The sequence below is a fragment of the Neiella marina genome, assembly GCF_002165625.1.
In the GTDB taxonomy this organism is placed as follows: Bacteria; Pseudomonadota; Gammaproteobacteria; order Enterobacterales; family Neiellaceae; genus Neiella; species Neiella marina.
This window is the reverse complement of sequence record NZ_NGNS01000007.1, coordinates 63,921-90,551: the sequence shown is the minus strand read 5'-3', so window position 1 is coordinate 90,551 and position 26,631 is coordinate 63,921. Positions and strand designations below refer to the sequence as shown.

22 protein-coding genes are annotated in these 26,631 nt (G+C 48.5%); 9 read left to right on the top strand and 13 right to left on the bottom strand.

The window, feature by feature from the left end; genetic code table 11:
* The first annotated feature begins 402 nt into the window (after positions 1–402).
* Entirely contained in the window at positions 403–1,668 is a 1,266-nt protein-coding gene (gene gltA, locus CBE68_RS08160) for a citrate synthase (protein ID WP_087505588.1), read from the top strand.
* Positions 1,669–1,732: 64 nt separating this feature from the next.
* Here gltA and kdsB read toward each other — a convergent pair whose 3' ends face one another.
* From kdsB to CBE68_RS08135, 5 genes are all read right to left on the bottom strand, one after another.
* Complete coding sequence (gene kdsB / locus CBE68_RS08155; RefSeq protein ID WP_087505587.1) at positions 1,733–2,497, bottom strand: 3-deoxy-manno-octulosonate cytidylyltransferase; 765 nt, start codon at positions 2,495–2,497, stop codon at positions 1,733–1,735.
* Positions 2,498–2,502: 5 nt separating this feature from the next.
* Positions 2,503–2,691, bottom strand: coding sequence for a Trm112 family protein (locus CBE68_RS08150; protein ID WP_087505586.1), 189 nt, complete (start codon positions 2,689–2,691; stop codon positions 2,503–2,505).
* Between the two features lie 3 nt (positions 2,692–2,694).
* The gene (lpxK, locus tag CBE68_RS08145; RefSeq protein WP_087505585.1) at positions 2,695–3,684 is read right to left on the bottom strand and encodes a tetraacyldisaccharide 4'-kinase; all 990 of its coding nucleotides are present in this window, start codon (positions 3,682–3,684) and stop codon (positions 2,695–2,697) included.
* 18 nt (positions 3,685–3,702) lie between these two features.
* Positions 3,703–5,448, bottom strand: a complete 1,746-nt coding sequence (gene msbA, locus CBE68_RS08140; RefSeq protein ID WP_087505584.1) for a lipid A export permease/ATP-binding protein MsbA — start codon at positions 5,446–5,448, stop codon at positions 3,703–3,705.
* 95 nt (positions 5,449–5,543) lie between these two features.
* Positions 5,544–7,811, bottom strand: coding sequence for a DNA internalization-related competence protein ComEC/Rec2 (locus tag CBE68_RS08135; protein WP_087505583.1), 2,268 nt, complete (start codon positions 7,809–7,811; stop codon positions 5,544–5,546).
* A gap of 36 nt (positions 7,812–7,847) precedes the next feature.
* Between CBE68_RS08135 and CBE68_RS08130 the strand changes: the two genes are divergently transcribed.
* A complete protein-coding gene (locus CBE68_RS08130) occupies positions 7,848–8,387 on the top strand; it encodes a DUF2062 domain-containing protein (protein ID WP_087505582.1) in 540 nt (179 codons plus the stop codon).
* 12 nt (positions 8,388–8,399) lie between these two features.
* On the opposite strand, the gene CBE68_RS08125 is transcribed toward CBE68_RS08130, so the two are convergent.
* From CBE68_RS08125 to CBE68_RS08115, 3 genes are read right to left on the bottom strand one after another with little or no spacing between them, the layout of a single operon-like run.
* Positions 8,400–9,632: a lipoprotein-releasing ABC transporter permease subunit gene (locus tag CBE68_RS08125; protein ID WP_087505581.1), complete on the bottom strand. Its 1,233-nt coding sequence runs from the start codon at positions 9,630–9,632 to the stop codon at positions 8,400–8,402.
* Entirely contained in the window at positions 9,629–10,306 is a 678-nt protein-coding gene (gene lolD / locus CBE68_RS08120; RefSeq protein WP_087505580.1) for a lipoprotein-releasing ABC transporter ATP-binding protein LolD, read from the bottom strand. The genes CBE68_RS08125 and lolD overlap by 4 nt, the downstream gene beginning before the upstream one ends.
* A complete protein-coding gene (locus CBE68_RS08115; protein WP_087505579.1) occupies positions 10,299–11,537 on the bottom strand; it encodes a lipoprotein-releasing ABC transporter permease subunit in 1,239 nt (412 codons plus the stop codon). The genes lolD and CBE68_RS08115 overlap by 8 nt, the downstream gene beginning before the upstream one ends.
* Before the next feature lie 101 nt (positions 11,538–11,638).
* Here CBE68_RS08115 and CBE68_RS08110 point away from each other — a divergent pair, with 101 nt between their 5' ends.
* The 7 genes from CBE68_RS08110 (at position 11,639) to fabA (ending at position 20,055) form a co-directional block, all read left to right on the top strand.
* Positions 11,639–12,196 (top strand): PilZ domain-containing protein, encoded by a 558-nt coding sequence (locus CBE68_RS08110; protein ID WP_087505578.1) that lies wholly within the window; start codon positions 11,639–11,641, stop codon positions 12,194–12,196.
* Between the two features lie 111 nt (positions 12,197–12,307).
* Positions 12,308–15,793 carry a transcription-repair coupling factor gene (gene mfd, locus CBE68_RS08105; RefSeq protein WP_087505577.1) on the top strand — a complete coding sequence of 1,162 codons (3,486 nt, stop codon included), beginning with the start codon at positions 12,308–12,310 and terminating at the stop codon, positions 15,791–15,793.
* Positions 15,790–17,151 carry a CsiV family protein gene (locus tag CBE68_RS08100; protein ID WP_158100540.1) on the top strand — a complete coding sequence of 454 codons (1,362 nt, stop codon included), beginning with the start codon at positions 15,790–15,792 and terminating at the stop codon, positions 17,149–17,151. Before mfd ends, CBE68_RS08100 begins: the two co-directional genes overlap by 4 nt.
* A 45-nt stretch (positions 17,152–17,196) precedes the next feature.
* The gene (locus CBE68_RS08095; protein WP_087505575.1) at positions 17,197–17,379 is read left to right on the top strand and encodes a hypothetical protein; all 183 of its coding nucleotides are present in this window, start codon (positions 17,197–17,199) and stop codon (positions 17,377–17,379) included.
* A 90-nt stretch (positions 17,380–17,469) separates the two neighbouring features.
* Positions 17,470–17,763 carry a hypothetical protein gene (locus tag CBE68_RS08090; RefSeq protein WP_087505574.1) on the top strand — a complete coding sequence of 98 codons (294 nt, stop codon included), beginning with the start codon at positions 17,470–17,472 and terminating at the stop codon, positions 17,761–17,763.
* Positions 17,760–19,454: a S16 family serine protease gene (locus tag CBE68_RS08085; RefSeq protein WP_158100539.1), complete on the top strand. Its 1,695-nt coding sequence runs from the start codon at positions 17,760–17,762 to the stop codon at positions 19,452–19,454. The genes CBE68_RS08090 and CBE68_RS08085 overlap by 4 nt, the downstream gene beginning before the upstream one ends.
* Before the next feature lie 91 nt (positions 19,455–19,545).
* A complete protein-coding gene (gene fabA, locus CBE68_RS08080) occupies positions 19,546–20,055 on the top strand; it encodes a bifunctional 3-hydroxydecanoyl-ACP dehydratase/trans-2-decenoyl-ACP isomerase (protein ID WP_087505572.1) in 510 nt (169 codons plus the stop codon).
* Positions 20,056–20,142: 87 nt separating this feature from the next.
* Here the strand turns inward: fabA and rmf are convergent, their stop codons facing one another.
* The 5 genes from rmf to rlmKL form a co-directional block, all read right to left on the bottom strand.
* Positions 20,143–20,316 (bottom strand): ribosome modulation factor, encoded by a 174-nt coding sequence (gene rmf / locus CBE68_RS08075; RefSeq protein WP_087505571.1) that lies wholly within the window; start codon positions 20,314–20,316, stop codon positions 20,143–20,145.
* Positions 20,317–20,494: 178 nt separating this feature from the next.
* Positions 20,495–22,264, bottom strand: coding sequence for a DUF3466 family protein (locus CBE68_RS08070; protein WP_087505570.1), 1,770 nt, complete (start codon positions 22,262–22,264; stop codon positions 20,495–20,497).
* A gap of 1 nt (position 22,265) precedes the next feature.
* The gene (gene uup / locus CBE68_RS08065) at positions 22,266–24,170 is read right to left on the bottom strand and encodes an ATP-binding cassette ATPase Uup (RefSeq protein ID WP_087505569.1); all 1,905 of its coding nucleotides are present in this window, start codon (positions 24,168–24,170) and stop codon (positions 22,266–22,268) included.
* The gene (locus CBE68_RS08060) at positions 24,167–24,424 is read right to left on the bottom strand and encodes a glutaredoxin family protein (protein ID WP_087505568.1); all 258 of its coding nucleotides are present in this window, start codon (positions 24,422–24,424) and stop codon (positions 24,167–24,169) included. The genes uup and CBE68_RS08060 overlap by 4 nt, the downstream gene beginning before the upstream one ends.
* Positions 24,424–26,553, bottom strand: coding sequence for a bifunctional 23S rRNA (guanine(2069)-N(7))-methyltransferase RlmK/23S rRNA (guanine(2445)-N(2))-methyltransferase RlmL (gene rlmKL, locus CBE68_RS08055; protein ID WP_158100538.1), 2,130 nt, complete (start codon positions 26,551–26,553; stop codon positions 24,424–24,426). The genes CBE68_RS08060 and rlmKL overlap by 1 nt, the downstream gene beginning before the upstream one ends.
* Between the last annotated feature and the right edge of the window lie 78 nt (positions 26,554–26,631).

Here is a 26,631-nt window from a genome sequence, read left to right as displayed (position 1 = left end):
AAGGCTCACTAAGCTCTCTGCATTATTATTAATGTGCTTTTTATTGCTCTATCTTGTTTACTCCTACGATAGTTTCTTCGAGTGTGAAAAGGTGCTCAAATTAAATCAATTTGTTGACCTTGCACAAAGAAGTGACAACACCTTCGTAGGGCGCACGACAGCAGTATACTGAGCGTATATAACAATTACAATTGCTACCAAAGTCTTATATCTATGGACAATTTTGGGGCTAGACTATTGCTCGACTTTGGGCCCATGCGCTCAAATTTCAGGCGCGCGCACCATGATAATTCAAACGGCCAATTGAATTGACTTTTAAGGCCGAATCTGGATAGTAGTAAGCCGCTTATTCGAGCACGTGCCTTGCCTCGCGCACATAATAAAATAGCAAGGAGATACCCTATGGCTGATAAAACAGCTGTGCTTTCCGTGGACGGCCAGGAAGTGGAACTTCCAGTACTTAGCGGAACTGCAGGCCATGATGTCATTGACATTAGGGCGCTAGTTAAAAATGGATACTTCACTTTCGATCCCGGCTTCGTTTCAACTGCATCTTGTAAGTCTTCTATCACCTACATTGATGGTGATAAAGGTGTGCTGTTGCACCGCGGCTATCCAATCGACCAGCTAGCTAACAAGTCTAGTTACCTCGAAGTTTCTTACCTGTTGTTGTATGGCGAGCGCCCTACTCCTGAACAGCTCAGCGAATTTGTTGGTATGGTTAGCAAACACACCATGTTGAACGACCAACTAGTTCACCTTTTCCAAGGCTTCCGCCGTGATGCGCACCCAATGGCAATCATGTGTGGCGTTGTTGGCGCAATGTCAGCCTTTTTCCATGATTCGCTAGACGTTAACAACCCGCGTCACCGTGAAGTTGCGGCATTCCGTCTGTTGTCGAAAATGCCAACCGTTGCAGCAATGTGCTACAAGTACAGCGTCGGTCAGCCATTCATGTATCCGCAGAATAGCTTGAACTACGCAGAGAACTTCTTGCACATGATGTTTGCCACGCCATGTGACAACTACAAACCGGATCCAATCATTGCCAAAGCAATGGATAAGATTTTCATTCTGCATGCTGATCACGAACAAAATGCTTCAACGTCTACTGTACGTTTGGCAGGTTCGTCTGGCGCTAACCCATTTGCTTGTATCGCGGCGGGTATTGCTTCACTTTGGGGACCTGCCCATGGTGGTGCTAACGAAGCTTGCTTGAAAATGCTGGAAGAAATTGGTTCTGTTGATCGCATTGACGAATACGTTGCCAAAGCGAAAGACAAAGAAGATCCATTCCGCCTGATGGGCTTTGGTCACCGGGTTTACAAAAACTATGACCCACGCGCAACTGTAATGCGTGAGACTTGCCACGAAGTACTGGATCACCTGAATATTCAAGATCCACTGCTCGACGTCGCCATGCGTTTGGAAAAAATTGCGTTGGAAGACCCTTACTTCGTTGAGAAGAAACTGTATCCAAACGTCGATTTTTACTCTGGCATTATCCTCAAAGCCATTGGTATCCCAACCAACATGTTTACTGTGATTTTCGCTCTATCACGGACTGTTGGCTGGATTGCTCACTGGATTGAGATGCACGGCGATCCGGACAACAAGATTGGTCGTCCTCGTCAGCTCTACACAGGTTCAGATGTACGCGATTTTTAATCGTTAGTCATCGAACGACAAAAAAAGCGGCTATTTAAGCCGCTTTTTTATTGCCTGCGCATCACTAAGATTCGCTTACTTTTGCGACTAAATCTCGGATCAACTGTAAGTGTTCCGGGGTGTCGACACCTACTGGCGGCGCTTCTGGCGCTAATCCAACATGAATTTTCTCACCGTACCAAAGTACCCGTAACTGCTCGAGTGATTCGATTAGCTCCAACGGAGATGGTTGCCAATCAATGTATTGCTGTATAAAACCGGCGCGATAGGCATAAATACCAATGTGGCGCAGCCAGAACTTGGCTTTCAGCGCGTCCTCAGTGGCCAATACGCCATCACGGTCGTAAGGCATGGCACTGCGAGAAAAATACAAGGCATTACCGCTAGCATCGTGTACAACCTTAACGACGTTCGGATCGAGCCATTCGTCAGTGCGATGAATTGGCGTCGCTAAAGTCGCCATTTGAGCATTGCTAGCTGCCAAGTTATCTGCAACTTGGCGGATGTTCGAGGGTGGAATAAGTGGCTCATCACCCTGGACGTTAACGACGATTTCATCACTAGCCAGTTGTAACTTTTCGACAACTTCGGCCAGTCGCTCGGTGCCAGATTGGTGATGGTCGCCCGTCATGCACAATTCGGTGTCCGAAGCACGAACGACCTCGGCAATGCGTTCATCATCGGTGGCGACTACCACACGACTGGCACCGGACAATTTCGCCTGCTCAACAACGTGCAACACCATTGGTTTACCACCAATATCGGCAAGTGGCTTGCCCGGCAACCGGCTCGATTGATAGCGCGCGGGAATAATTACAGTAAAACTCATCTCAATTACTCTGTCGCAGTGATGGGTTTAGCTTCTGTTTCAAGCAGTACGGGTATGCCTTCATCAATTGGATACGCTAAGCGATCAAAATGACAAACGAGTGACTCTTCACCTTCCGGCGTTGTCGTATAGTCCAGTTTTCCCTTACAGACCGGACAAGCAAGAATGTCCAGTAATTTTCGATCAAAGGCCATGGCTTACTCTCTTGTTAGTTCGCGCAGTTCGCGAATTAAGTTATGTTCTAATTTCGGATCGATGTGTGCCGTAACAGGCAAATAGTAACAATTGGTCGCACCGAGGTTTTCACACTTCACCGCGTCCTTTTCGGTCATGATGATGACATCATATTGTGCTTGCCATTGACGCAATCGGCTTGCTGAAATCTTGGCGTGGTCAATCAATGGGTTAACGTCAGCGCTAATTCCAAGTTTGGAAACCAAATCAAAAAATCGCTGCGGATGGCCAATGCCGGCGATCGCCAGTACTTTTTTGCCAGCCAATTCATTATGACCAATAGCAGCAGCGTTACCATCCACCGCAAGCCATTGCTGTTGCGGTTTAAGCTGCATTTGATATTCGTCAGTATGGGCCTCGTCGCCATTGCATATCACTGCAAATACACTATTGAGGCGCGATATTGGTTCTCGCAACGGCCCACTAGGTAACATCAAGCCGTTACCATGACGCCGGTTACCGTCAATAACCGCCAGTTCAATCGCACGTGGCATTGCATAATGTTGCAAACCATCATCACTAATGACGATATCAGCTCCTAACTCAGCGGCTTTATTGACAGCATCGCTGCGATGCGGCGCAACGACGACAGGAATATTGAGCCGGTTGGCGATCAGTTTGGGTTCGTCGCCACACTGTTGCGGCGTGATTTCAGGGGCAACGACGAGTGGATAGTGTGCTGATTTGCCGCCGTAGCCACGCGATACCACACCGGGATGAAACCCTTGTCGCTGCAGTAATTCTGCCAGCCACAGTACAACAGGGGTTTTTCCATTGCCGCCGGCGCTAATGTTGCCAACAACAATAACAGGCACTGATACTTGCTGCCGCGCTAGCCAGCCTTTCCGATACGCCAGCCGCCTGATTTGAACAATCAGGAAGTAAAGTGCTGTCAATGGCAACAACAGTAGTGTCCAAGACAGCTTTTTTTGCCACGCCTGTTCAATTGCCACGTTTGCTAGTCTCGCGCTTTAATCGCTGGCGGAGTCGAATTGCATACGATGTAGCTGGGCATAGGCCCCGCCACTTTCGAGCAACTCTTGATGGTTACCAGACTCCACGACGCGACCATCATCAATCACTGCAATTTGATCCGATTTCTCGATTGTTGACAATCGGTGTGCGACCACAATTGAGGTTCTGTTTGCTTGCAACGACTCCAACGCCTCCTGGATATATCGCTCTGATTCGGTGTCGAGTGCAGATGTTGCTTCATCGAGAATCAGGATTGGCGCATCGCGCAAAATTGCACGGGCAATGGCGAGGCGCTGACGTTGGCCACCCGAAAGAGTAACGCCATTTTGGCCTATCTCTGTATCTAAGCCATTTGGTAACCGTTCAATAAACTCCATGGCATGCGCGCTTTTCGCTGCCTCAATGATGCGTTCACGGCTGACTTCGCCATCCAAACCATAAGCGATGTTATTGGCAACCGTGTCATCGAATAGAATGACGTGTTGTGAAACCACGGCGATTTGCCGCCGCAGAGCCTTTAATGTCAGTTCATCAATGGCAATGCCATCGATTTCAATGAGCCCAGATTGAGGTTCGTAAAACCGAGTAAGCAACTGAGTAATGGTTGATTTGCCGCTACCAGAGCGACCTACCAGTGCGAGTGACTGCCCTGCGTTTAACGCCAATGACACTTTATTAAGCGCAGGCGTCTCTTTGGTTGGATAAGTAAAGGTGACATCGGTGAACTTAATCTCACCGTTAACGCGTTTGGGCGCCTGACTCCCGCGATCATCTTCTTCGAGCTGATCGATGATTTCAAAAATTGACCGTGCGGCGGTCAGCCCGCGCTGAAAATCCGATTGCACATTGGTCAACTTTTTCAACGGCCGTAACAGAAATAGCATCGCCGAAACCATCGAAGTAAAGGTGCCTGGCGTTAAGTCTTCGATCATGCCGGGTATAGTTGCAGCGTAGAGTACGCCGGCTAGCGCAAACGAAGCGACAACTTGAACAATTGGCGATGACATCGCTTCTGTAGTGCGCAATTTCATTAATTGTTGGCGGGTTCTATTACTGACTTTTTTGAACCGCTGCTTTTCAATGTCTTGGCCGCCATAAGACAACATCACTTTGTGGCCATTAAGCATTTGCTCGGTGGCGCTGGTTACATCGCCCATCGCCGATTGAATTTGCTTCGATACCTTACGAAACCGTTTGCTGATGACCCGAACAATCAAGGCCACGATGGGCCCAACAATCAGGAATATCAATGACAACTGCCAGCTATACCAAAACATCACAGCCAACAAACCAACCACAAAGGCGCCTTCTTGAACTAAGGTGATGAGCGCTTTACTCACCGCGTTAGATACTTGTTCGGTATTAAATGTCACTTTAGAAATGAGATCGCCGGTGCTGTTCTGATCGTAGAAACCGACGGGCAAATGAACGAGGCGGGAGAACATTTGTTGGCGCATCACCATCACGACATTCGAACCGACCCAAGCCAAGCCGTAACTTGAAATAAAGCTGCAGATACCACGAACAATCAGAATTAATACGACAAAGACTGGGGCGTACTTCAGTACATCACTACCGGGCTTAGACAAACCATCGTCAATCAATGGTTTAATGGAATAGACGAATAGCGAGTCAACGCCAGCGTAGCCCAGCATGCCAATAATGGCGATGCCAAAACCCATTCGGAAAGGTTTTATATAACAAAGTAATCGACGAAAATCGCTCGGCTGTTGAGATGCCATGACAGGTCTTTCATAAGGATGATTCGGCACATTGTAATGGCACGCGCTAGGATCGCAACCTAGAGGCCCCATTCAATGACGTGGCGCAGTATCGCTTAATCGATAGCTAAATCATAACAGCGATACCAAGTAGGCCAAGATAGCTGACAAAATGAAGTGGCTTGCCATTGGTCGCCCTTGGCTATAAACCGCCCCATACCAACATCGCTGGTCGAATAGGTCGCTACATCTAAGGCATGATATCGCTGCACGACATGCTCGTTTGGTAGATGCCAACGGTTTCTATAACCCGCGGAAAATACCGCCATTTGGGGCGCTACAGCCTTGATAAACTGAATTGATGAAGAGGTCTTACTGCCATGGTGTGGGACAATCAAAAGACCGGCATCCAGTAACTGTTGATTGAGCCTACCCTCGACTGCCCGGCTAATATCGCCGGGTAACAATAAACTCGCCCCGTCCATTGTCATCTTTACAACGCAAGACAAATCGTTATCTGAAGCACGCTGACCAACATCCGAGGTCAAGTTTTGCAACGAAATACCGCCACTGAACCATCGCTTTAACGAATTGAATTGGCCGTGGCATTGGTGTAACGCACCATCAAAATTAGCAGGCAGCTTATCAGGCACAAACGACGCCAGCAGCTGATTAACCCTCACCTTGTCACTGAGCTTATTAGCGCTACCGGCATGGTCATTGTCATCGTGGCTTAGCACCAACCAATCGATATGATGAATGCCTTGATGGGTCAAATACGGGTTGATCACCGCATCAGCCATATTAAAGCCACTCGGGTAACTGGCGCCGACATCATAAATGACAGTATTGCCACGATACCGGCTGACCACAGATAACCCCTGACCGACATCCAATACATCCACTGTCGGTGCAACGCGCCAATGTCGGTAGACGCTGGCGACAATCACCAATATGGCAACTATAGCCAGTAGCGCAAACCAGCGCTTAAATACCAATCTACTGCTAAGCACCGTAACCAACCCAACAATGGCTAAGGTTAGTGATGCGCTATCCATATGGATTAGCTGCCCTTGCCAGTTTGCCACGGGCATCAGCACTTCAACCATCAACTGCAGCTGCCAGTCTGCTATCATCAACATTGCATTGCCAGCGAGTGGCCACACAACACTCGCCAAGGCACCTATTAGCGCGAGCGGCAAGATACCGATGCCTAGCCAAGGAATAGCAAACAGGTTCACAAGCGGCGCCAACAAACTTTGTTGATTAAAAAAACTCACTTGCACCGGCATTAGCATGATGACTATGACCAACTGCATGGTTGCAAGTTTCTTGGCGCCATTTAACTGCAATGAATCGGCGACCTTTAACGCCAAAAAGACACCAGCAACAGCACTAAAGCTGAGCCAGAAACTCACCGAATATGCGGTTTGAGGAGCAACCGTAATGAATACAGCTGCGGTAAACCATAGCAAACGCCAGCCTGATACGTGCCAGCGACAAGCTTTCACCACAAGCCACAGCGCTAGGAACACTAAAGCTCTGATCGTTGGCAGTGCAAATCCGCTGATAGCGGCGTAGCAAAAAGCTATTGCGAAGGCGCCAGCGGAGCTAATTAGCTGTGCTTGATGACTCCTTGGCAAAGGCAGCAAACGCGTCAAACAACTAAACGCAAGCAACGTAAAGCCATAAACCATACCGATATGGAGGCCAGATATCGCCATCAAATGAGCCGTGCCAGTGTCAATAAAGATCTGTCGTACTGATTTAGATAGCGATGATCGGTCACCGATGACCAGTGCAGACAATACGTCGCCGCGCGTAAACCTTGATAGCTTGTCGGCAATCGACTGTCGAAATCGGCTTATTGGCGCAACGGTCGGCTGTTGCCGGTTAATTTTACTGACCGACTTTAATGAACCGGTGGCAACGATGTTTTCACTCAACAAGTAGCGGCGGTAACTAAAGCCGCCAACGTTGGCTAATTCATTGGGCGGCTTAGTGGCCACCTCTGCGACTAAATTATCACCAACAAGTAACTGCCGATTGGGCCGATACCAACGCAATTTGACAATCATCTGCGGGTTCAATGACGCAACGCTTGCGCGGAGCTCAATGGCGTCAATATGACTTAGCGGCTTGATCTCTTGTATAGACAGGATCGCATCATTGTTGAGCTGATCCGCCGCAAAAATTGATTCTTGATAGGTTAATGCGTGGCCAGACATGATAATTACTGCGTATAACAAAGCAGCCAATGGCCGCCCGCGCCTTACCAACAAACAGATGCATGTTAGTGCAACACAGAGTATTATCGCGGGTCTTGGCAATACACCCGGCCACCAATTGGCCGACAGTGCGGTCAGTACGTAGATTATCAACATCGTCCGTGACGTTAATCAGTGAGTTCGTTGTACGCTATGCCCAGAAAGACAATTAAGCGAATCGTGCCAGCTCCGGAATCCCTCCGGAATAACAAGAAGCTCGGTATTCTGGGCAGCCTCCTGCATGACCCAAACTTATTCCACATTAACCGCCGAAGCGCAGCAGGCGCGTTTGCCATTGGTTTGTTTGTGGCATTTTTACCGATCCCTTCCCAAATGATTGTAGCTGCTATTTTGGCTGGCGTTGCCCGGGTAAATTTGCCGTTGTCGGTGGCTTTGGTTTGGATCAGTAATCCAATAACGATGCCGCCGATGTTCTACTTCGCGTATAAAGTCGGCGTTTGGACCACTGGAGCCACCGAACATAACTTTTCGTTTGAATTGAGTTGGGAATGGCTGAAAAGCAGCGTGGTTCACCTGGGCCCAGCGTTTCTAGCTGGTTGCCTGATATGTGGTGTGGTGTTTGGCCTGATTGGTTATTTCGGCATTCGTATGTTGTGGCGCTGGAGTGTCGTTAATGAGTGGCAAAAACGCCAGCTCCGCGAAGCGGTGAAAACTGACCGCGTTCGCTATTGAGGTCACTAATCGCTAGTGCCCACCGAGTTCATGGGCCGGTTCAATTTTACTCGCTCGCCACGCCGGATAAAGAGTCGATAGTATGGCCATGGCCCACGCCACTGATGCCACTAATAACACATCATCGAGCCGCAATACCGTAGGAATATGGTCGATGAAATAAATATCAGCAGATAGTAAGTGTCGATTCGTCACCGACTCAAAGAACGAGATGATCTGGTTGAGATAGAGCGCTAGTGCGCTACCAATTGACACGCCGCTGACAACACCAAGCAAGCCCGATAATGCCCCCTGCCAAATAAAGGTAGCTATTAAGCTACGAGTAGAAGCGCCCATGGTTAGCAAAATCGCTATTTCACTGCGCTTATCCTGCACTGTCATGACCAACGTCGAGACGATGTTAAAGCAAGCAACGGCAATGATCAGCGCCATTACGATGTACACCACACCGCGAACCATTTGTATGTCCTGATAGACATGGCCATGGGTGCGCATCCAATCGGTTACGTAAACATAGACGGGCAATTGTGACGCCGCTTTGTAGGCAGTACGGTTGGCATCAAAAATATTAGCTACCTTCAGCTCCAAGCCATCGACACTGTCGCCGTTACCTTTAATCGCTTGCGCCTGTGGTAAGCCAATGTATCCGCTAATGCTGTCGATTTGGCCACCAAAGCGAAATAGTGCCACCACCTTAAACGGGTAACTCTTCGGGGCTTTCAGACTCCCTTGGTTGGATGCTATCAACACGTTAACCGAGTCACCTGGTTTAACGTCGAGTGCGGCAGCTAACCCTGCGCCAAGGATTAACTCGCCGTTTTTAAGAGTCTCTGGCCAGGCCGGCTGCAGATAGTCTTGGTAACTTGAAACTTGCGCTTGGAATTGCAGCTCAATGCCCCGAAGTTGCAGTGCTCTTAACGTTTCTCCGCGAACAATCATGGCGCTAAACTGGATAAACGGCGCGACCCCCTCAATCCCCTCGAGTGCCGATAATTGTTGCTGAAAGCCCTGCCAGTTGGACATTGGCCGTTGCAAGGTAACAATTTCAGCGTCCGGTATTACCCCCAATAGTTTTTCCTTGAGCGCATTCTCAAAACCATTCATGGCGCTCAACACTAGGATAATTGCCACCAAACCGACGGTGATACCAATGGTGGAAGACGCGCTGATAAAGGACACCATCTTGCTGGAACGTCGCGCACTCATAAAGCGCAATGCGGTCAACAAAGACAACGGCATGTTCATGATGCCAGCTCACCGTTCTGCAGTGTCAGGATGCGATCCATTTGTGCGGCAAGCTGCAAGTCATGGGTCACGATGACAAAGCTGGTGTTGGACTTTTGATTGAGTTCTTTGAGCAATGCGAAGATCTCAGCGCCAGTGGTCTGATCAAGGTTGCCCGTAGGCTCATCTGCCAGGACCAGTTGTGGTTCATTAACCACTGCTCTGGCGATGGCAACGCGTTGTCGTTCGCCACCTGATAACTCAGCTGGTCGGTGTTTTATCCGATGGGACAAACCAACACGATCGAGTATCTCAGTAGCACGCAACTTGGCTCGTTGCGGTTGTTCGCCGGCAATCAACAACGGCATGCAAACATTCTCTAGTGCACTGAATTCACTGAGTAAATGATGAAACTGATAGACAAAGCCAAGCTGCTGATTGCGGTACTGAGCCGCTTGCTTACGGTTTAACGTCAATAAGTTGGTACCATGACAAAGCAGTTGACCATTATCGGGCTTATCCAGTAAACCGAGAATGTGCATTAGGGTGCTTTTTCCCGAGCCGGAACTACCAACAACAGCAAGCATCTCTGCAACATGCAAATCAAAGTTGATGTCGTGTAACACCGGCGTGGTCAGTTTACCGTCTTGATAAGATTTACCTATCTGACGCGCTTGCATCAGTACATCAGTCATATCGTAATGCCTCCGCAGGCTCAATTGAGGCCGCCTGCCGCGCCGGATAAAGAGTCGCAACAAAGCTCAATAAAATAGCCATGAACGCAATCGCGATAATTTGTGAATATCTAAGGTCTACCGGCAGACTAAATGCGTCATAGCCAGGTGTCGCGACCACTTGAATGCCGGTCAGTGCCAACACCGCATCAAGGTTGAACACCACTACTAGGCCGGTGATGGTGCCAACCAGCGCACCAATCACTCCTTGGGCACAACCTTGAATCATGAATACTTGGGTGATCTGCGCAGGACTTAGCCCCAAGGTTTGTAGAATGGCCACTTCACCTTGCTTATTGGCGACGATTAAAAACAGCGCAGAAATGATGTTAAATGCCGCTACTGCGATGATCAGCAGTAACATAAACCACATCATTTTCTTTTCCATTGATACGGCCGCAAACAGGTCGCCATGGCTTTGTTGCCAACTGGTGACCTCCATGTCTTTGAAGTTGGTGTCAATCGCGTTGACGACTTGCGGCGCTAAAAACGCATCAGTCAAATACAGCCGCAATCCTTCAGCACTACCTGGCGCTTGCCGGATCAAACGAGCGGTGTCTGTTAAACGGGCATATGCAAACTGTAAATCAGCTTCAGAACCCATTTGGAACAAACCAACAATGGTGAATTTTCGTTGGTTTGGCATCTGGCCAAATGGTGTGTGTCGTGCGCCCTCCATAACCGACAAGCGAATTCGCTGCCCTACTCCAACACCGAGTTTTCGCGCCAGTGCCCGACTGATGACAATGCCGTACTTGGTGTCGGCTAATTCAGCAATAGACCCTTCGAGCATTGCCGCTGGCAATGGCGATACTTGTTGTTCATAAGACGCGTCAATGCCAATCAGTTGTACGCCAGCCATTTGTTGGCTTGACTGGATAATGGCTTGAGATTCGACAAAAGGCACCACACCTTTGACTGATTCCAGCGCCGAAAGCGCGGTGATCAACGGCTGTTGCTCAGAGTGAGGAATAAATTGTTGTTGGCTAACCACGACTTGCGGCACGAGGCCTAGGATTCGTTGCTTTAACTCACGTTCAAAGCCATTCATCACCGATACCACGACGATCAGAGCCATGACACCAAGAAGAATACCAGCGGTAGAAAAGAAGTTAATAAATGAGACAAATCCGCTGCCTTTCTGTGCTCTTGCATAGCGAAGTCCAATAAAAACGGCAGCTGGTCGAAACATAAAATTGCGTTAATCGTGTTGTAAAAGTTTTACCGAGACAGCAAGTTACTGGATAATACCGCCGAAAACAAACAGAAGCACAGGTTAAAGGCTCTCAATCTATGGAACGTTCCAGTTATTTCAGCGTCGATTATCAAACCAACATCAATGTTAAGGCCTTACCCGATAGCGCTAGTCTGCCAACTGAGAGCGACTTTGCCAAAGAAATTCCGCAACCATTTTTGATAAGCTCGGAAGTTAGCCATATTGAAGCAGCATCGTTGCGAAGCCTGCGTAAAATTGGCGATGCCAATGACGAATTAGCCGATTACCTCGCCAATCAATCGCGCAAAATTGACGTAATTTTGAGCTACGTGTTGCAATTGCAAGATAACGAGGCAGAGCGTTATGTGACCAATACCATTAGCGCTAGTAGTTTGTCGTTCCAAGCCTCGCAGCGTTTTAACGTTGGTCAATATGTGCAACTAAAAATCTTTCTGCCGGAAGAAGCCGTTGCTGTATATGCTTACGCTCAGGTTAGCGCTGTTACCGAATCGGCTGATGAATACAATATTGCCGTAGATTACAGCTTGATTAGAGATGAAGATCAGGAACACTTGATCCGAGCGACGTTGCACATTCAAACCAAGCAGCTGCAGCAGCGACGCAATCAGAAATAGCCGCTAAGCTTTGCACTGAGTGATTAGCGCCGTAATGACATCGATTATTCGCGGCTGAAGGTTTCAGCCGTCGGGCACAGCCCAAACAGACTCATAAAAGATCAGATTTTAATGACCGCAAACAGCCTCTTCGAACACGTTATTCATGACATTCCCCTCGATTCGCAACAGCAGCGTTTTTGGCATAGCTATCGTGGTTGCTCGTTATCACTAGCAATCGCTGAAACCGCTGCAAACGCCGATGCGCCGTTGGTACTTCTCGCACCAGATACCAGTACCGCATTGCGGATGGAATCAGAACTCAAGTATTTCGCCAAACCATACGCGTTAGATGTGCAATTGTTCCCCGATTGGGAAACGCTACCATACGATCAGTTTTCACCTCACCAAGATATTGTTAGTCAGCGAATCGCGACGCTTTATCAAATGCGGCAACTCAGCAAAGGCATTGTGATCATTCCGATCAATACGCTGATGCTGAAAATTGCGCCGACCGAATACATTGACCAATCGGCATTGATCCTAAATCCTGGTGATAAGTTGGATATGCACGAGCTTCGTCAGCGTCTCGAAAAATCAGGCTACAACCCGGTCCAACAAGTACTGGAACATGGCGAATTTGCCGCTCGGGGGTCGCTGCTCGATGTGTTCCCTATGGGCATGGATGAACCGGTCCGCATTGACTTCTTCGATGACGAAGTCGACTCGTTACGATTGTTTGATCCGGAAACTCAACGTAGTAGTGATAAGCTTGATGGACTCAACCTTTTACCTGCCCATGAGTTCCCCCTCGATGACGCCGGCATCGAGCGATTCCGTCGCCAATTTCGCGAACGTTTTACTATCAGCAATGACAAAGATTCAATTTATCAGCAAGTCAGCCGAGGTATTGCGGCGGCAGGTATCGAATACTATTTACCACTGTTTTTCCAACAGTGCGGCACCCTATTTGACTATTTGCCAGCCAACACGGTGTTTGTGTTGTGGGATGAAGTGGAACAGTCAGCGCAGCAATTTCTTGGCGACGTAAGCAAACGCTATGAAGATCGACGATACGACACTATGCGCCCGATTTTGGCGCCAGAAGAAGTGTTCTTATCGGTGGTTGACTTGATGACTGCGCTCAAGAAACAACGTCGCGTGCAGTTACTCAATAAACCCAGTCGTCGCGCTGGTAATATCAAGTTTGATACCAAAGAAATTCCCGATCTACGCGTTGATGGCCAGAGTGATAAACCGCTTGCAGCACTCGCCAACTTCATTACGAAGTCCGATCACCGCATCTTGTTTAGCGTTGAATCAGAAGGCCGACGAGAAGCGCTACTTGAATTGCTCAAACCGCTTAAAATCGGTATTGAACAAACACAAGGGATCAATGAGTTTTGCCAATTAAGTGCTCGTTTCGGACTTGTAATTAGCCCGGCAGAGCATTCGTTCGCCGCACCAAACCACAAGCTTTTGTTTGTCACCGAGTCAGAGTTCCTCGGCAAACGAGTGATGCAAAAGCGGCGCCGCGACAAACAAAAAGGCATAAGTACTGAAGGCGTCATTCGCAACCTGGCGGAATTACAAATTGGCCAGCCAGTCGTCCATCTTGAACACGGAGTTGGTCGCTACACAGGCTTGCAAACGTTGGATGCTGGCGGCATGACCAATGAGTTTGTCACGCTCGAATACGCTGGCGGCGACAAACTCTATGTGCCCGTTTCAGGGTTACATTTAATCGGCAGATATACCGGTGGTGATGCCGATACTGCGCCGTTGAACCGCCTCGGTACCGATCAATGGGAAAAAGCTAAGCGCAAAGCTGCGGAAAAAGTTCATGATGTCGCCGCCGAATTACTCGACATATACGCCCAACGAGCGGCAAAGCCTGGTTACGGCTTTAAACTGGAGCAAGCGGCCTATCAGCAGTTTTGCGCAGGGTTCCCATTTGAAGAAACCTTCGATCAACAAAATGCAATTGAAAGTGTCATCAATGATATGACGCGCGCTCAGGCGATGGATCGGTTAGTTTGCGGCGACGTTGGTTTTGGTAAAACTGAAGTTGCGATGCGCGCAGCCTTCGTTGCTGTTAACGACGGCAAACAGGTGGCACTGCTAGTGCCAACCACGCTGTTGGCACAACAGCATTACGAAAACTTGCGTGACCGATTTGCCAACTGGCCAGTGCGCGTTGAAGTGTTATCCCGGTTCAATTCAAGCAAACAAACCAACGCCATTCTTAATGACATTACCGAGGGCAAAGTCGATATTGTCGTCGGCACCCATAAACTGTTATCTCCGGATGTTAAATTTGCCGATTTAGGGCTGTTAATCGTTGATGAAGAACACCGCTTTGGTGTCCGCCAGAAAGATAAAATTAAGGCGCTTCGTGCCGATGTCGATATCCTTACGCTAACGGCAACGCCAATTCCGCGCACGTTGAATATGGCAATGAGCGGCATGCGCGATTTGTCAATTATTGCGACGCCGCCGGCCAAACGTTTAGCGGTTAAAACCTTTGTCCGTCAGATCGACGACCTGCAAGTTAAAGAAGCCATTATTCGCGAAGTGTTACGTGGTGGTCAGGTTTATTATCTACACAATGAAGTGGAAACCATTGAGCATGTCGCGGAAAAACTTGCCGAACTAGTGCCGGAGTCGCGGATCGCCATTGCCCATGGGCAAATGCGCGAGCGCGAGCTCGAAGAAGTGATGTCCGATTTCTATCACCAGCGCTTTAACGTATTGGTGTGCACTACCATTATTGAAACCGGCATTGACGTGCCATCCGCCAATACCATTATTATCAATCGTGCTGATAAATACGGTTTGGCCCAGTTGCACCAGCTGCGTGGCCGAGTTGGCCGTAGCCATCACCAAGCTTACGCTTATTTGTTTACGCCGCACCCCAAAGCCATGACCAAAGATGCCGCCAAACGGCTTGAAGCCATTGAGCAACTGGAAGACTTGGGCGCAGGGTTTGCGCTAGCAACTCATGACTTGGAAATCCGCGGTGCCGGAGAGCTACTGGGCGATGACCAAAGTGGGCAAATTGAATCCATTGGCTTTAGCTTATACATGGAAATGCTCGAACAAGCAGTTGAAGCGTTAAAACAAGGCAAACAACCTAGCTTGGACAGCTTGCTTGGTGAACAAACTGAAATCGAGTTGCGTTTACCTGCACTACTGCCAGATGACTATATTCATGATGTTAATCAACGGCTGTCGTTGTACAAACGCATCGCGTCGGCCCCCGACCACGAGGCACTTAACGAGTTACAAGTCGAGCTGATTGACCGTTTTGGCCTGTTACCCGAAGCAAGTAAAAACCTGTTCCATATCGCCAACATGAAGCTAAACGCCGCTAAACTGGGGATCAGTAAAGTTGAACTTGGCCATCAAAGCGGGCAATTGCTATTTAAGCAGGACACCCAAGTGGCGCCGGAGAAGATCATTGGCCTTATTCAGAGTCAACCGGCATACTACCGGATGGAAGGGCCAAACAAATTGAAGCTGATGACAGGTGAGCCAGATCCAGCTCAACGAATAGCGATTATTCAGGACCTGTTAGCGATATTAGCACCTGAAACTAAAGGAGAATTAGTTCAGTGAGCACATTGAAATATATAGCGGCGCCAATTTTGGCCGCCAGCTTAATTGCTCCTGCGCACGCGCGTTGGTTTGAAGTCGAAGTTATTTTGTTTTCACGAATTCAAGACCCAACGCAGCTCGATGAAGATTTCGAAGCACCCCGTGCAAACAAGGTCAATGCGGCATCACTCGATTTATTCTCTAACTTCTTATTAGCACCTGAAGACTGCCCGCTGCCTGAGCCTCCGGCACCACCGTTAGCTGAGTTAGCTGACCAAGGCCTTGCCCTGATTGCCGAGCCTATCAATTCAGAACAACCACTTGGCACGACCGCAGAGCTTAGCGAAGAACAACAAGTCGCAGCGCTGTTAGAACCATCAGCAGCATCAGCCGGAACCGAAGTGACAGGCGATGATCTTGAACGCGGCGTCCAATATGATGAATTTGGTTTTCCGATTGCCGATGAAGTTGATGTTACCGATCAAACCAGCAGCGAGCCAGAACGCACACCTGAAGAGCAGCTCGCTTATGAGCAATGGCTAAGCGATTGCCAAAAGCCGCGTAGCTATGATGAGTTAACACAACTCCCGGTTGCTATGACGCCTCACCAAATCCCAGATTGGGATGATGGACCCTATTTGCTCAGTGCTGACTTGCTGCAACTCTCCGATGCTCGCCAGAAATTAACTAATGGTGGCGCATACAAACCAATGTTACACGCTGGTTGGCGGATTAATATCGACAGTAAGCGTAGAATGCCAGCGATTAAGTTAATCGCTGGACAAAACTTTGGCAGCCGTTACTCCGCCGATGGTTGGGAACATCCGTTAGAACTCGCTGATGAAACTGAGTTGGACGTTGTCGACAATAGCTTGATACCGACCACTGACAGCGACCAAACTGAAACGACGGCTTCAGAGCAAACGCCGCTGGCCGCAGAGTCTATGCTGCAGCAGCCGGTAGCAGCTCAAACATGGCAAGAGATTGCGCTCAATGATGAGCCGGTTGAGTATAAACCTGCAGTATGGGAGCTTGAGGCGGATCTGCATATCTGGCTAGCGACCTGGCTTCATATTGAAACCGATTTGGTGTTGCGCCGATCTGGCCGGAAGTCACCACAGGATCTGGACGATGCAGCTGCAGAAGCGGTGTTATTACCAACTGAGTCAACGAGTACCTTGGTTTCAGATGCGGCTACTGTACCGTATCTATTCGACTACAATATGTCGCAATTTCGCCGGGTTAGAAGCACTGAAATACACTACTTTGATCACCCGATGTTCGGTATGATTGTTCAAATCCGACCGTATGAGCCGCGGCCTGAGCCAGAACAACCACCGCAGCCAGAGAACGACGCAGTTGATGCTCCGGCGTCGTAGAGACTAATAACATGGCGCTTAATATGAGCGCCTACAAAACCCAACATGACAGTAAACAATCAATTAAATGCCAGCTTGCAAGCAATTCAAGCCGCCCTCAGTCAGAGCCAGCAACTTCAACAAGCTCAGTTAGGATTGCAGCTACTTGAAGCTGCCACCAGTTCAGATGCAGCTGGTCAGCCTGCGCCATCAAATTCGAATTCGACCGGCATCTCAATTTTTGTATAATTGACTGATTATCTGCTTGGTTTGCAAAACATTTATCTGGCATCGATAGTATCTTTTATACTGTCCTAGTGCTTTCACCGGAAACAACTCATGGCTGCATTACTGATTACTTTTCGTCTCGACAAAGCGACAAACGATCCGGATTACGTCAAAGTAATTCAAGTCATTAAGCTTTATCCGTTTTGCATGATTGGCGAGGGAGCGGTTGCAATTGCTACCGAAGAAAGCCCGGCTCAAGTGTTTCTGCGCTTTAAACCTTTCCTTGCTGAACGCGACGTTTTATTGATCACCACTCTGACCAAACCGCACTACGGCTTGCACAAAACTAATGTTCTGCAATGGATCGAAGAGCATGCGAGTACGCCGATAGGCGCTGCCGAATGAGCAACACGCCAAGCTACAGTGCGGTGAAATTGGCGACGGCTGAACCGCAACCGCTTCATTACGGTCAAAGCGAGCTGGCTGAAACACTAACAAAGAGCATTGTAACCGGGTTGCATAGTCGCATATGCACGCCTCCCGGTGTCTCGCTATCGCAGTTAGTCTCGGCCATACAGTTGCCGCCAAGCGCCTCTGTGCAATGCCAAACCATTGCCTTTGATGGCGATATTGGCCAGATAGTAAAAACTGAACGATTGGCAACTGACGATCATAGCGTACTGTGGTGCCCGCTTATTAGTTACCAGTCTCTATTTGGCCACCTGAGTTATTGTGACGATAATTGGCATTTCACTCCCGGTTTGCTTTGGCACTCGGATAGTCAATTGGTTGTGCTCGATGCTTGCCAACTACTCAACGATCAGCGCACCTGTGACAGCCTAATAGCGACGCTCGATAGTGGCTATATTCAATTGCAGTTTCAAGGCCACAGTAAGTATCCAGCGCCCAATATTCCAGCTGCTCGATTTAACGGTATCGTGGCGATTCACGGCACTGCGACTGATTTGTATGCGCTGGCAGAGTGTTACCCGCAATTTCACGCCCTTGTGCCGTTGCATGTTGAACTGCGCGACCGCCTCCATTATGACCATGGGCCAGATTATTTGGGTTATTTACAGAGTTTGGTAGAACAGCAGCAGCAAACTATCTCTGAGGACGGCCTGCGGGAGCTTTGCCAATACACATCTAAGCTTGCCGAACACAATCATTACTTTTCGCTTGAAGCCAAAAAAATAACCGCACTGATCAAAGAAGCCGCGACAGTTGATGGCGAGCAAATTACAGCGCATGACATCATTGCCGCGTTAGAGAGCCGCCAGCAACGAATAGCTAGTTTGTCCCAAACAAGCTACCAAGATTTTATTGATGGCAGCATGCTGCTCGATGTTGTCGATAGTAAAGTCGGCCAAATTAATGGTCTGACGGTAGTTGATATAGGTGATATCAGTTATGGCGAACCGGTCAGGATCACTGCCAGCGTTCACTATGGCGATGGTGACGTCATTGATATTGAGCGCAAGGCTGAGTTGGCTGGTAACATTCACGCCAAAGGCACGATGATCTTAGCGGCCTATGTTAGCCAAATTTTTGCCAAAGACGCCCCGCTTCACTTATCTGCCAACATTGTGTTCGAGCAATCGTATTATGAAGTCGATGGTGATTCAGCCTCACTTGCGGAATTGGTCGCATTGCTAAGTGCCATTGGCCGCATTCCGGTATATCAGCATATGGCTGTTACCGGCGCCATTGATCAGTTTGGCAATGTCCAATCGATTGGTGGTATCAATCAAAAAATCGAAGGTTTTTGGTCGGTGGCAAGCCAATTAGCGCCAGAGCAAATCATTAGCATTGTGATGCCAAAATCCAATCTGTTGCAGTTCAACCCCAGTCAGTCGGTGCGTCAGGCTATTGATGATGGCCGCCTTAAAATCTGTTGCGTCACGCATGTGTCAGAGGCAATTGAAATACTGACGGGTATTAAATCGGGTATTGGCGAAGAGGACGAGCAGCAACGTTATCCGCTGGATACCGTCTACGGCAGAGTTCAACTGCGCCTACAAGATCTGGCAGATCCACTTGAATCAGCTAGTCTAAACTGGTTGCAAAAAGTCGCCTACTGGCTCAAGGGCGAGTAATAATTCGACTTAACTTTGACATCGGACTTGTTTAGCGTACAACTGTTCGCTAACCTTGCCGACTTTAATTTGCTGTACTAACAGGAATATCATGCAAGCCTCATTTGAAAAGCAAGATTTGCTCGACTGCGCCCATGGCAAAATGTTTGGCCCAGGCAATGCTCAGTTACCTGCCCCAAATATGCTGATGATGGATCGTATCGTCACTATCACTGATGACGGTGGCGAATATGGCAAAGGCCAAATCATCGCTGAACTCGACATCACCCCTGATCTTTGGTTCTTTGATTGTCACTTTCCCGGTGATCCAGTTATGCCTGGTTGCTTGGGGTTAGACGCAATGTGGCAGTTGGTAGGCTTCTTCTTAGGCTGGACTGGTGGCAAAGGCCGTGGTCGTGCATTAGGTGTTGGTGAGGTCAAATTCACCGGTCAAATCCTGCCAACAGCGAAAAAAGTAACGTACACCATCGATATCAAGCGCAAAATCAATCGCAAACTCGTCATGGGTCTGGCTGATGGTAAAGTGGATGTTGATGGTAAAGTGATTTACACCTCATCAGATTTGAAGGTTGGCTTGTTCACTGACACGTCTGGTTTTTAAAACTAGCAGCTTCAAAAGAATGAGACGAAAACGCCCCTATTATGGGGCGTTTTTTAGTTTGGTGAGAATTGACACCAGCGCATTGTATTAGCGGAAAAGTCCGTCTGCTCGCTCAGTCATGGCTTCACGCCACCCCAACAACCAACTCGACCGACTATCGAGAGATTGGTAGGGACAATTTTCTCTAGACCGCCCCAGTACGCCGGCCTGATAGCCACGGGCCTGAGCCCTGTGTAACCGATTGCGCTTCTGTCGCTTCATCCTGTCTTCCTCTTTTGGCCAAACAATGATTATGAAACCGTAGCTTCATGACTAAGAATTAAAGAGATTGAAGCAAAGATCAAAGCAAAGCCTGTTAGTTTAGTCCTTGACAGATGCTAACAGGCTGGATTGGATGAACTTTTTATTAAAGATTTTTTACGATTAAAAACGTGGTTTTTTATCGCGAAATGCTATAACGGCGGCGGAACCACACTGCAATAGGTAATGCGGCCAACCACCAACCAAAGCCAGCACCTTCCCTTTCGTTTTTAGGAAATGCTTCATCTTTGTCGGTACAGTTATCGTAATCACCACCATCGATAGGTTTCAATGCAACTGCGCGAGCAACCGTTGTGGTAATTGGGTCACCGTTACTATCAAACACCGGATCGCCATCGACCGTTAACAGCGGCATTTGTGTTGTTGCTGTTGCCAAAATCACGCCATCGTTGCGGATCACGTTGGCCTCAACGATATCCAGATCTGAGATACAACCAACAGCATCGTTCAGGTCGATGAAGGTTTCTGAGCGAATGTCGTAGAGGTAACCATGGCGGCGACGTGTCACGTTACCTGGGCGTGGTTCCCATTCGAATTCACCGACAATCATGTCGTGATCGTTGATTGATTTTGCCGTCATTGACGAGCTGTCAAAAAATGATGGCACTTCGACCATTTGTGGTAAGTCGGCATTAATGTCGTAATACCAAGCCTTAGTGCGCCAGAAGCCGTTCACTAAACGCGTCGCAAAGCCAATAGCGATGTCGTTATTGTTGAGGCCAGTGGCTCTCGATACCACCGGGCTATCGCTGTTGGCTTGATATACATCGCGGTCAGTAATATCGAGAATACCAACATCGTTGGGACTGTACTCGGTGTAAATGGCTGCATATTCACGCAGCAGCTGCAGACTTGGCGCATCCGGGGTGACGTAGTTGTCGGCACTGCCGACCACATAGCCATTATCGTTGGCAGCAAACGCCTGTGATACCAGACGAGCATCAACACCAGCTGGCAATTCAATTGGTGAGCCCAGTGCGCGGGTAAAGACCACTTCTTGATCACTGTTTAGCTGCCAAATGAATGCCTCAATGTTATAGACCGACAAGCCAATTTGGCCCGAGTTTGCTTCATAATCACAGACGACCTCTGGCAGGTTACGATCGTAAAGACATGAGTCGTGCGCTTCTCTTGCGCCTGTTGCAAGCGATACAGAAGCGTAGCCAGCAACCAGGTTAGAGTCACTAATGTCATAGGCGCCGCTAACACCGCCAAATTCCATTTCTTCAGGGTACAGGGCAACGCGCTCGCCATCTGGATCATCACCAGCTTTGTAAACAAAAGCGCGACTCGCGAAGTCCCGTAAAATCGCATAGGTCTCATCATGGGTGTCTTCATCTTCCCATTTGTAGACATAGTAAGGTGAAGAGCCGTAACCTGTCGCCACGCGTTTGTCGTTGACGCCAAAGAAATAGTCATCGGTGGTTTCACGATACTCGCCGTCTTCTGGGTTGATCGTGTCCCAAACATTGATCCGGTCCCACTCATTGAGTGAGTCATTGATCAACGCTTTGTATTTAGATTGGTAAGCGGACATGAAGCGCAAATCCGCGTCTTCAATCTCATCGACGATGTCTTCCTCGTCGCCATCTCCGTTCAAATCAAACTCGCCGAGATTGGAATTATCTGGCGCCGGCGATACCGGGTAGTTTTCGTCGTCCTCCGGGTCTAAATCGTTATCGTTAAAAACAGGAATTGGCGATCCTGCACCAACAACAACGCCGGTATCCGAACGTGGGCTGGTTCCATCTAAAGCGTAGGTGTGGACTTCGCCCTCTTCGCTCACTGTTAATTCAATGACCTCATAGAGAGCGGCGTGACTATTTAATGCGAGTGCCGACAATACCGCGGCACATATTGGGGAGACGCAACGATGCAACTGCTTCATATTATTCCTTGCAACTATTTTCTAGCGCTTCTAATTCTTCCCAACGCTCGTATGCTGTAGCTAAGCTTGTTTCTGTTTCAGCTAATTCATTGAGCACTGGTTCAGTTTGTTGGTGTGGTAGAGCAAAGAAAGCTGCATCGTTAACGATGCCTTGTAATCTCTCTACCTCACTTTCAAGCTCTAGGATTCTATCTGGCAATGTTTCCAGTTCAAGCTTTAACTTGTAGGAAAGCTTATTACTTTGCTTTTTCGCGGACTGTTTAGCGTTTTTGGCTGCTTTCGCTTTATTTTCCGGTTGATGTAACTGCTCCGACTTAGTCTCCTTGTACTGTTGGATCTCATTAAATCCACCGTAAATTTCAACTAATACACCTTGCCCTTCAAACAGCCAACAAGAGGTGGCTACACGATTGACAAACTCTCGGTCGTGACTGACCAAGAGTATTGTTCCGCCATAATCAGCGACCAACTCTTCGAGCAAATCAAGTGTTTCGATATCTAAATCGTTAGTTGGTTCATCAAGAATTAACAAATTACTTGGTTTTAAGAAAAGTTTTGCCAACAACAGCCTGTTTTTCTCACCACCGGACAATGCGGAAATTGGCGAACGGGCACGCGCTGGGCTGAACAAGAAATCTTGCAGATAACCCAATACGTGGCGGCTTTTGCCATTGATATCAAGATTCTGTTTACCGTCGCCAACAAAGTCTGACACTGTTGTTTGAGGCGGTAACTGCGCCCGATGTTGGTCAAAATATGCCTGGGAGATATTTTGTGCCCGTTTGATGGTACCTGAATATTGTGAATGCTCATCCAACAAGGTGCGAATCAACGTCGATTTGCCGCAACCATTGGGCCCAACAAAGGCAATCCGATCACCTTTTTGTACAATCGAACTAAAACCTGCAACTAATTGTTGCTGCTGTTGCTGTACTGACAAGTCAGTAATTTCGAACACCACTTTACTGCTAGCATCCGATTGAGCAATCGCGCCCCTCGCTCGGCCTTGTTGATTGATCCGTTGTTGGCGTTGTCGACGCAGGTCTTCCAGCGCTCTAACTCGGCCTTCATTACGGGTGCGACGAGCCTTGATACCTTGACGGATCCAAGCTTCTTCTTCGGCCAGTTTTTTATCAAAAGCGGCATTATGGCGCTGCTCTTCTTCGAGCAACTTCGCTTTGTTGGCAACGTATTGATCATAGTTTCCTGGATGAGAGGTCAACTGACCGCGGTCTAGGTCTATGATCCGTGTTGCCATATTGCGAATAAACGCTCGGTCGTGACTGATAAACACCAGAGTGATGTTTAAACTTTTCAGAAATTGTTCAAGCCAAGCAATGGTATCAACATCGAGGTGGTTGGTCGGTTCATCGAGTAGCAATACATCGGGTTGTGACACCAGCGCTTGTGCTAATGCGGCGCGGCGCAGCCAACCACCAGACAAACTATCAAGTGGTGCTTGGGCATCAAGTTCTAAACGCTGAATGACCTGCCTTGCCCGCGTTTCAGCCTGCCACGCACCGGTGACTTCCATGCTTTGTTGCAACGCATCTAGCGCAGTCATGACGTCCTCACCAGCGGTCATCCGATCGGTTAGCTGCTGATATTCGTGGAGTTGATCTAACCAGTCTTGATGACCCTGCAACACATAGTCGAGCACCGGGGTATCGCTGTGGTTTGGCGGATCTTGCGGTAAATAAGCGACGCTGGGCCCACCGATAAACTGCAGATCGCCATCGTCTAACTGAATGTCGCTATTGATCACCTTGAGTAAGGTGCTTTTGCCGGTGCCATTGCGACCCACGATACACAACCGCTCTTTGGCTGCGATTTGTAGTTCGGCGTTTTCTAGCAAAGGGATATGACCAAATGCTAGCGATGCCTGCTGAATATTTATTAATGTCATTCTGTTGATTCTATGAACTCAGGGAGTTGCTTGAGCCAGTTCGCAAGACGAACTTCATCAAATGGCCAAAAAAGTTGCTGTTGCGATGTCTGGTGCTCGAGCACCGGAATATGATGGCCAAAACGTTCGACTAATTCATCACTGTAGGCAATGTCGATTAACTCGCAGCCCAACTGCGCAATTGGGCTATTTGCCAAAATTGCCTTTGCTTGTTCACACAAATGGCAGCCTTCGCTTTCGTACAACACAAACATTAAGCGTTCTTTTCCAGCAGCCAACAATGGTGAATATGTGGGTTGCGCTTAAAGTCTTCAGGAAGCGTTTTGCTATTCCAGTCGACTATGCTGTAGCCCAAGGCTTCAATCGCTTCACTATCTAGCTTAAACCGACGGTAGTTATTGGAGAACATGATGGTTCCGCCTGGTGCCAACACTTTATCGATCAAACGAATTAACTCCATGTGGTCGCGCTGAACGTCCAAGGTGTTTTTCATTCGCTTCGAATTAGAAAAGGTTGGCGGATCGCAGAACACCAAGTCAAATTCGCTACTGCTGTTTTTTAGAAACTTAAAGCAGTCGGATTGCTCAAACTTGTGTTGCGGCGCAATCAAATGATTGATGGCCAGATTTTCACGCGCCCATTCCAGATACGTTTTCGACATATCAACGCTCAAGGTCGACGATGCGCCGGCACGAGCGGCATGAACAGTGGCCGAACCCGTGTAACAGAACAAGTTGAGGAATCGCTTGCCTTCAGCGCGCTTGGCAAATTCGTGGCGAGTAATGCGGTGATCAAGAAACAAGCCAGTATCTAGATAATCCGATAAATTGACTTTGAAGGCACAGTCATATTCATGAACCACTTGCCATGCCTTGCGCGTTGAAACGCGTTGGTACTGGCTGGTACCTGATTGATTACGTCGTGTTTTCAAAAACACGTTGCTCGCTGAGACATTCATCAGGCCCGGCGTGATCAGAACGACATCGAGTAAGCGGCGTTTGGCTTTTTCCGCGTCGATGTTTTTAGGTGGCGCGTACTCTTGAATCACCACGCAATCAAGATAACGGTCGATTGCTACATTGTACTCAGGCAAATCGGCGTCATAGACGCGGTACGCGTCGGTTGGAACACGTTTGGCCCACTTATCAATACGGCTAAGGTTCTTAGCGAGGCGATTAGCAAACTCTTGGCCTGACGGAGTAATACCTAGCTTTTCTTCTCTTGGCTCCGCGCCTTCGGGTAACGCGTTTAACTGGAACGACAGTAACTGACATTCCAACTTACCATTCATCACCATCCAAGATTTATCGCTTCGCAGTTTAAATGCAGGGATGTAATCATCAGCAGACGTCAGCAAGAAGGCTTTACCAACGAACTTGCGGCGCAATTGCAAACCGAAGTGGTAATACAAGGATACGACTTCCGCCTCGTCACCTAAACGCTCACCATATGGCGGGTTACACACCAAATACCCTGCTTCGCTGTCGGTCATTGGATTATCGCCAAGCGCCAACTGCTTAAAGTCGATTAATTGCGCAACGCCAGCACGTTCAGCATTGGCTTTGGCTCGTTTGATGGCCTCCGGATGGGCATCATTGCCAATCAATTTAAAGTTTGCTTTGTTTAAACCACGGCGGCCTTTGACAGCAACTTCCGATTGAATCTCTTGCCATAGCGTCGGTTTATGCAGGGGTAACTTGTGGATAGCGAATTCATCGCGGTCAGCATTGGGCGCAACACCAGCAGCCATTGCCGCCGCCTCAATCAAAATGGTGCCGGCACCACACATAGGATCGATAAACGGCGCCTCAATATCATCTAGCCAACCACTGCGCAGAACCAGTCCCGCTGCTACGGTTTCACGTAGCGGCGCTTCACCCGCCTCGGTCCGGTAACCGCGTTGGTGGAGACTATCGCCCGTTAAATCAAGCATCAGACTTAATTTATTGCCACCTAAACGCGCACGAACAACGGCCGATGGATTCTTATTATCGATGATCGGGCGTGCAAACCCCTCTTCGCTCAGTTGCTTGAATATGCCATCTTTAACACATTGTGCGCCGTAGCCAGTGCTGCGGATTTCGCGGTTGCTACCAACAAACTCAATAGTGAATGGTTTATTGGTTGGCAATAACATCGACCAGTCTTGCTGATACGCCAGCATAGAGATGTCTTCGCCCGACTTAGCGATGCCATCAGCCAAGGTTAGAAATAATCGGCTAGCGGTACGGGTACCAAGCAATACTCGATAAATGCATTCCAAGTCGCCAGTAAAAGAGACGCCACCTTGGCGTTGGACAATTTCAGATGCGCCGAAATGTCCGAGCTCGATACTTAATGGATATTCGAGGCCTAAGCTGCACGTAGCGAATAATTTGTGCACAAGATTTGTTCCACCAGAAAAGATGGCGCGATTATAGCTAAAATGGCGGCTGTAAGATAATTGAAAAAAAGCTTGCCA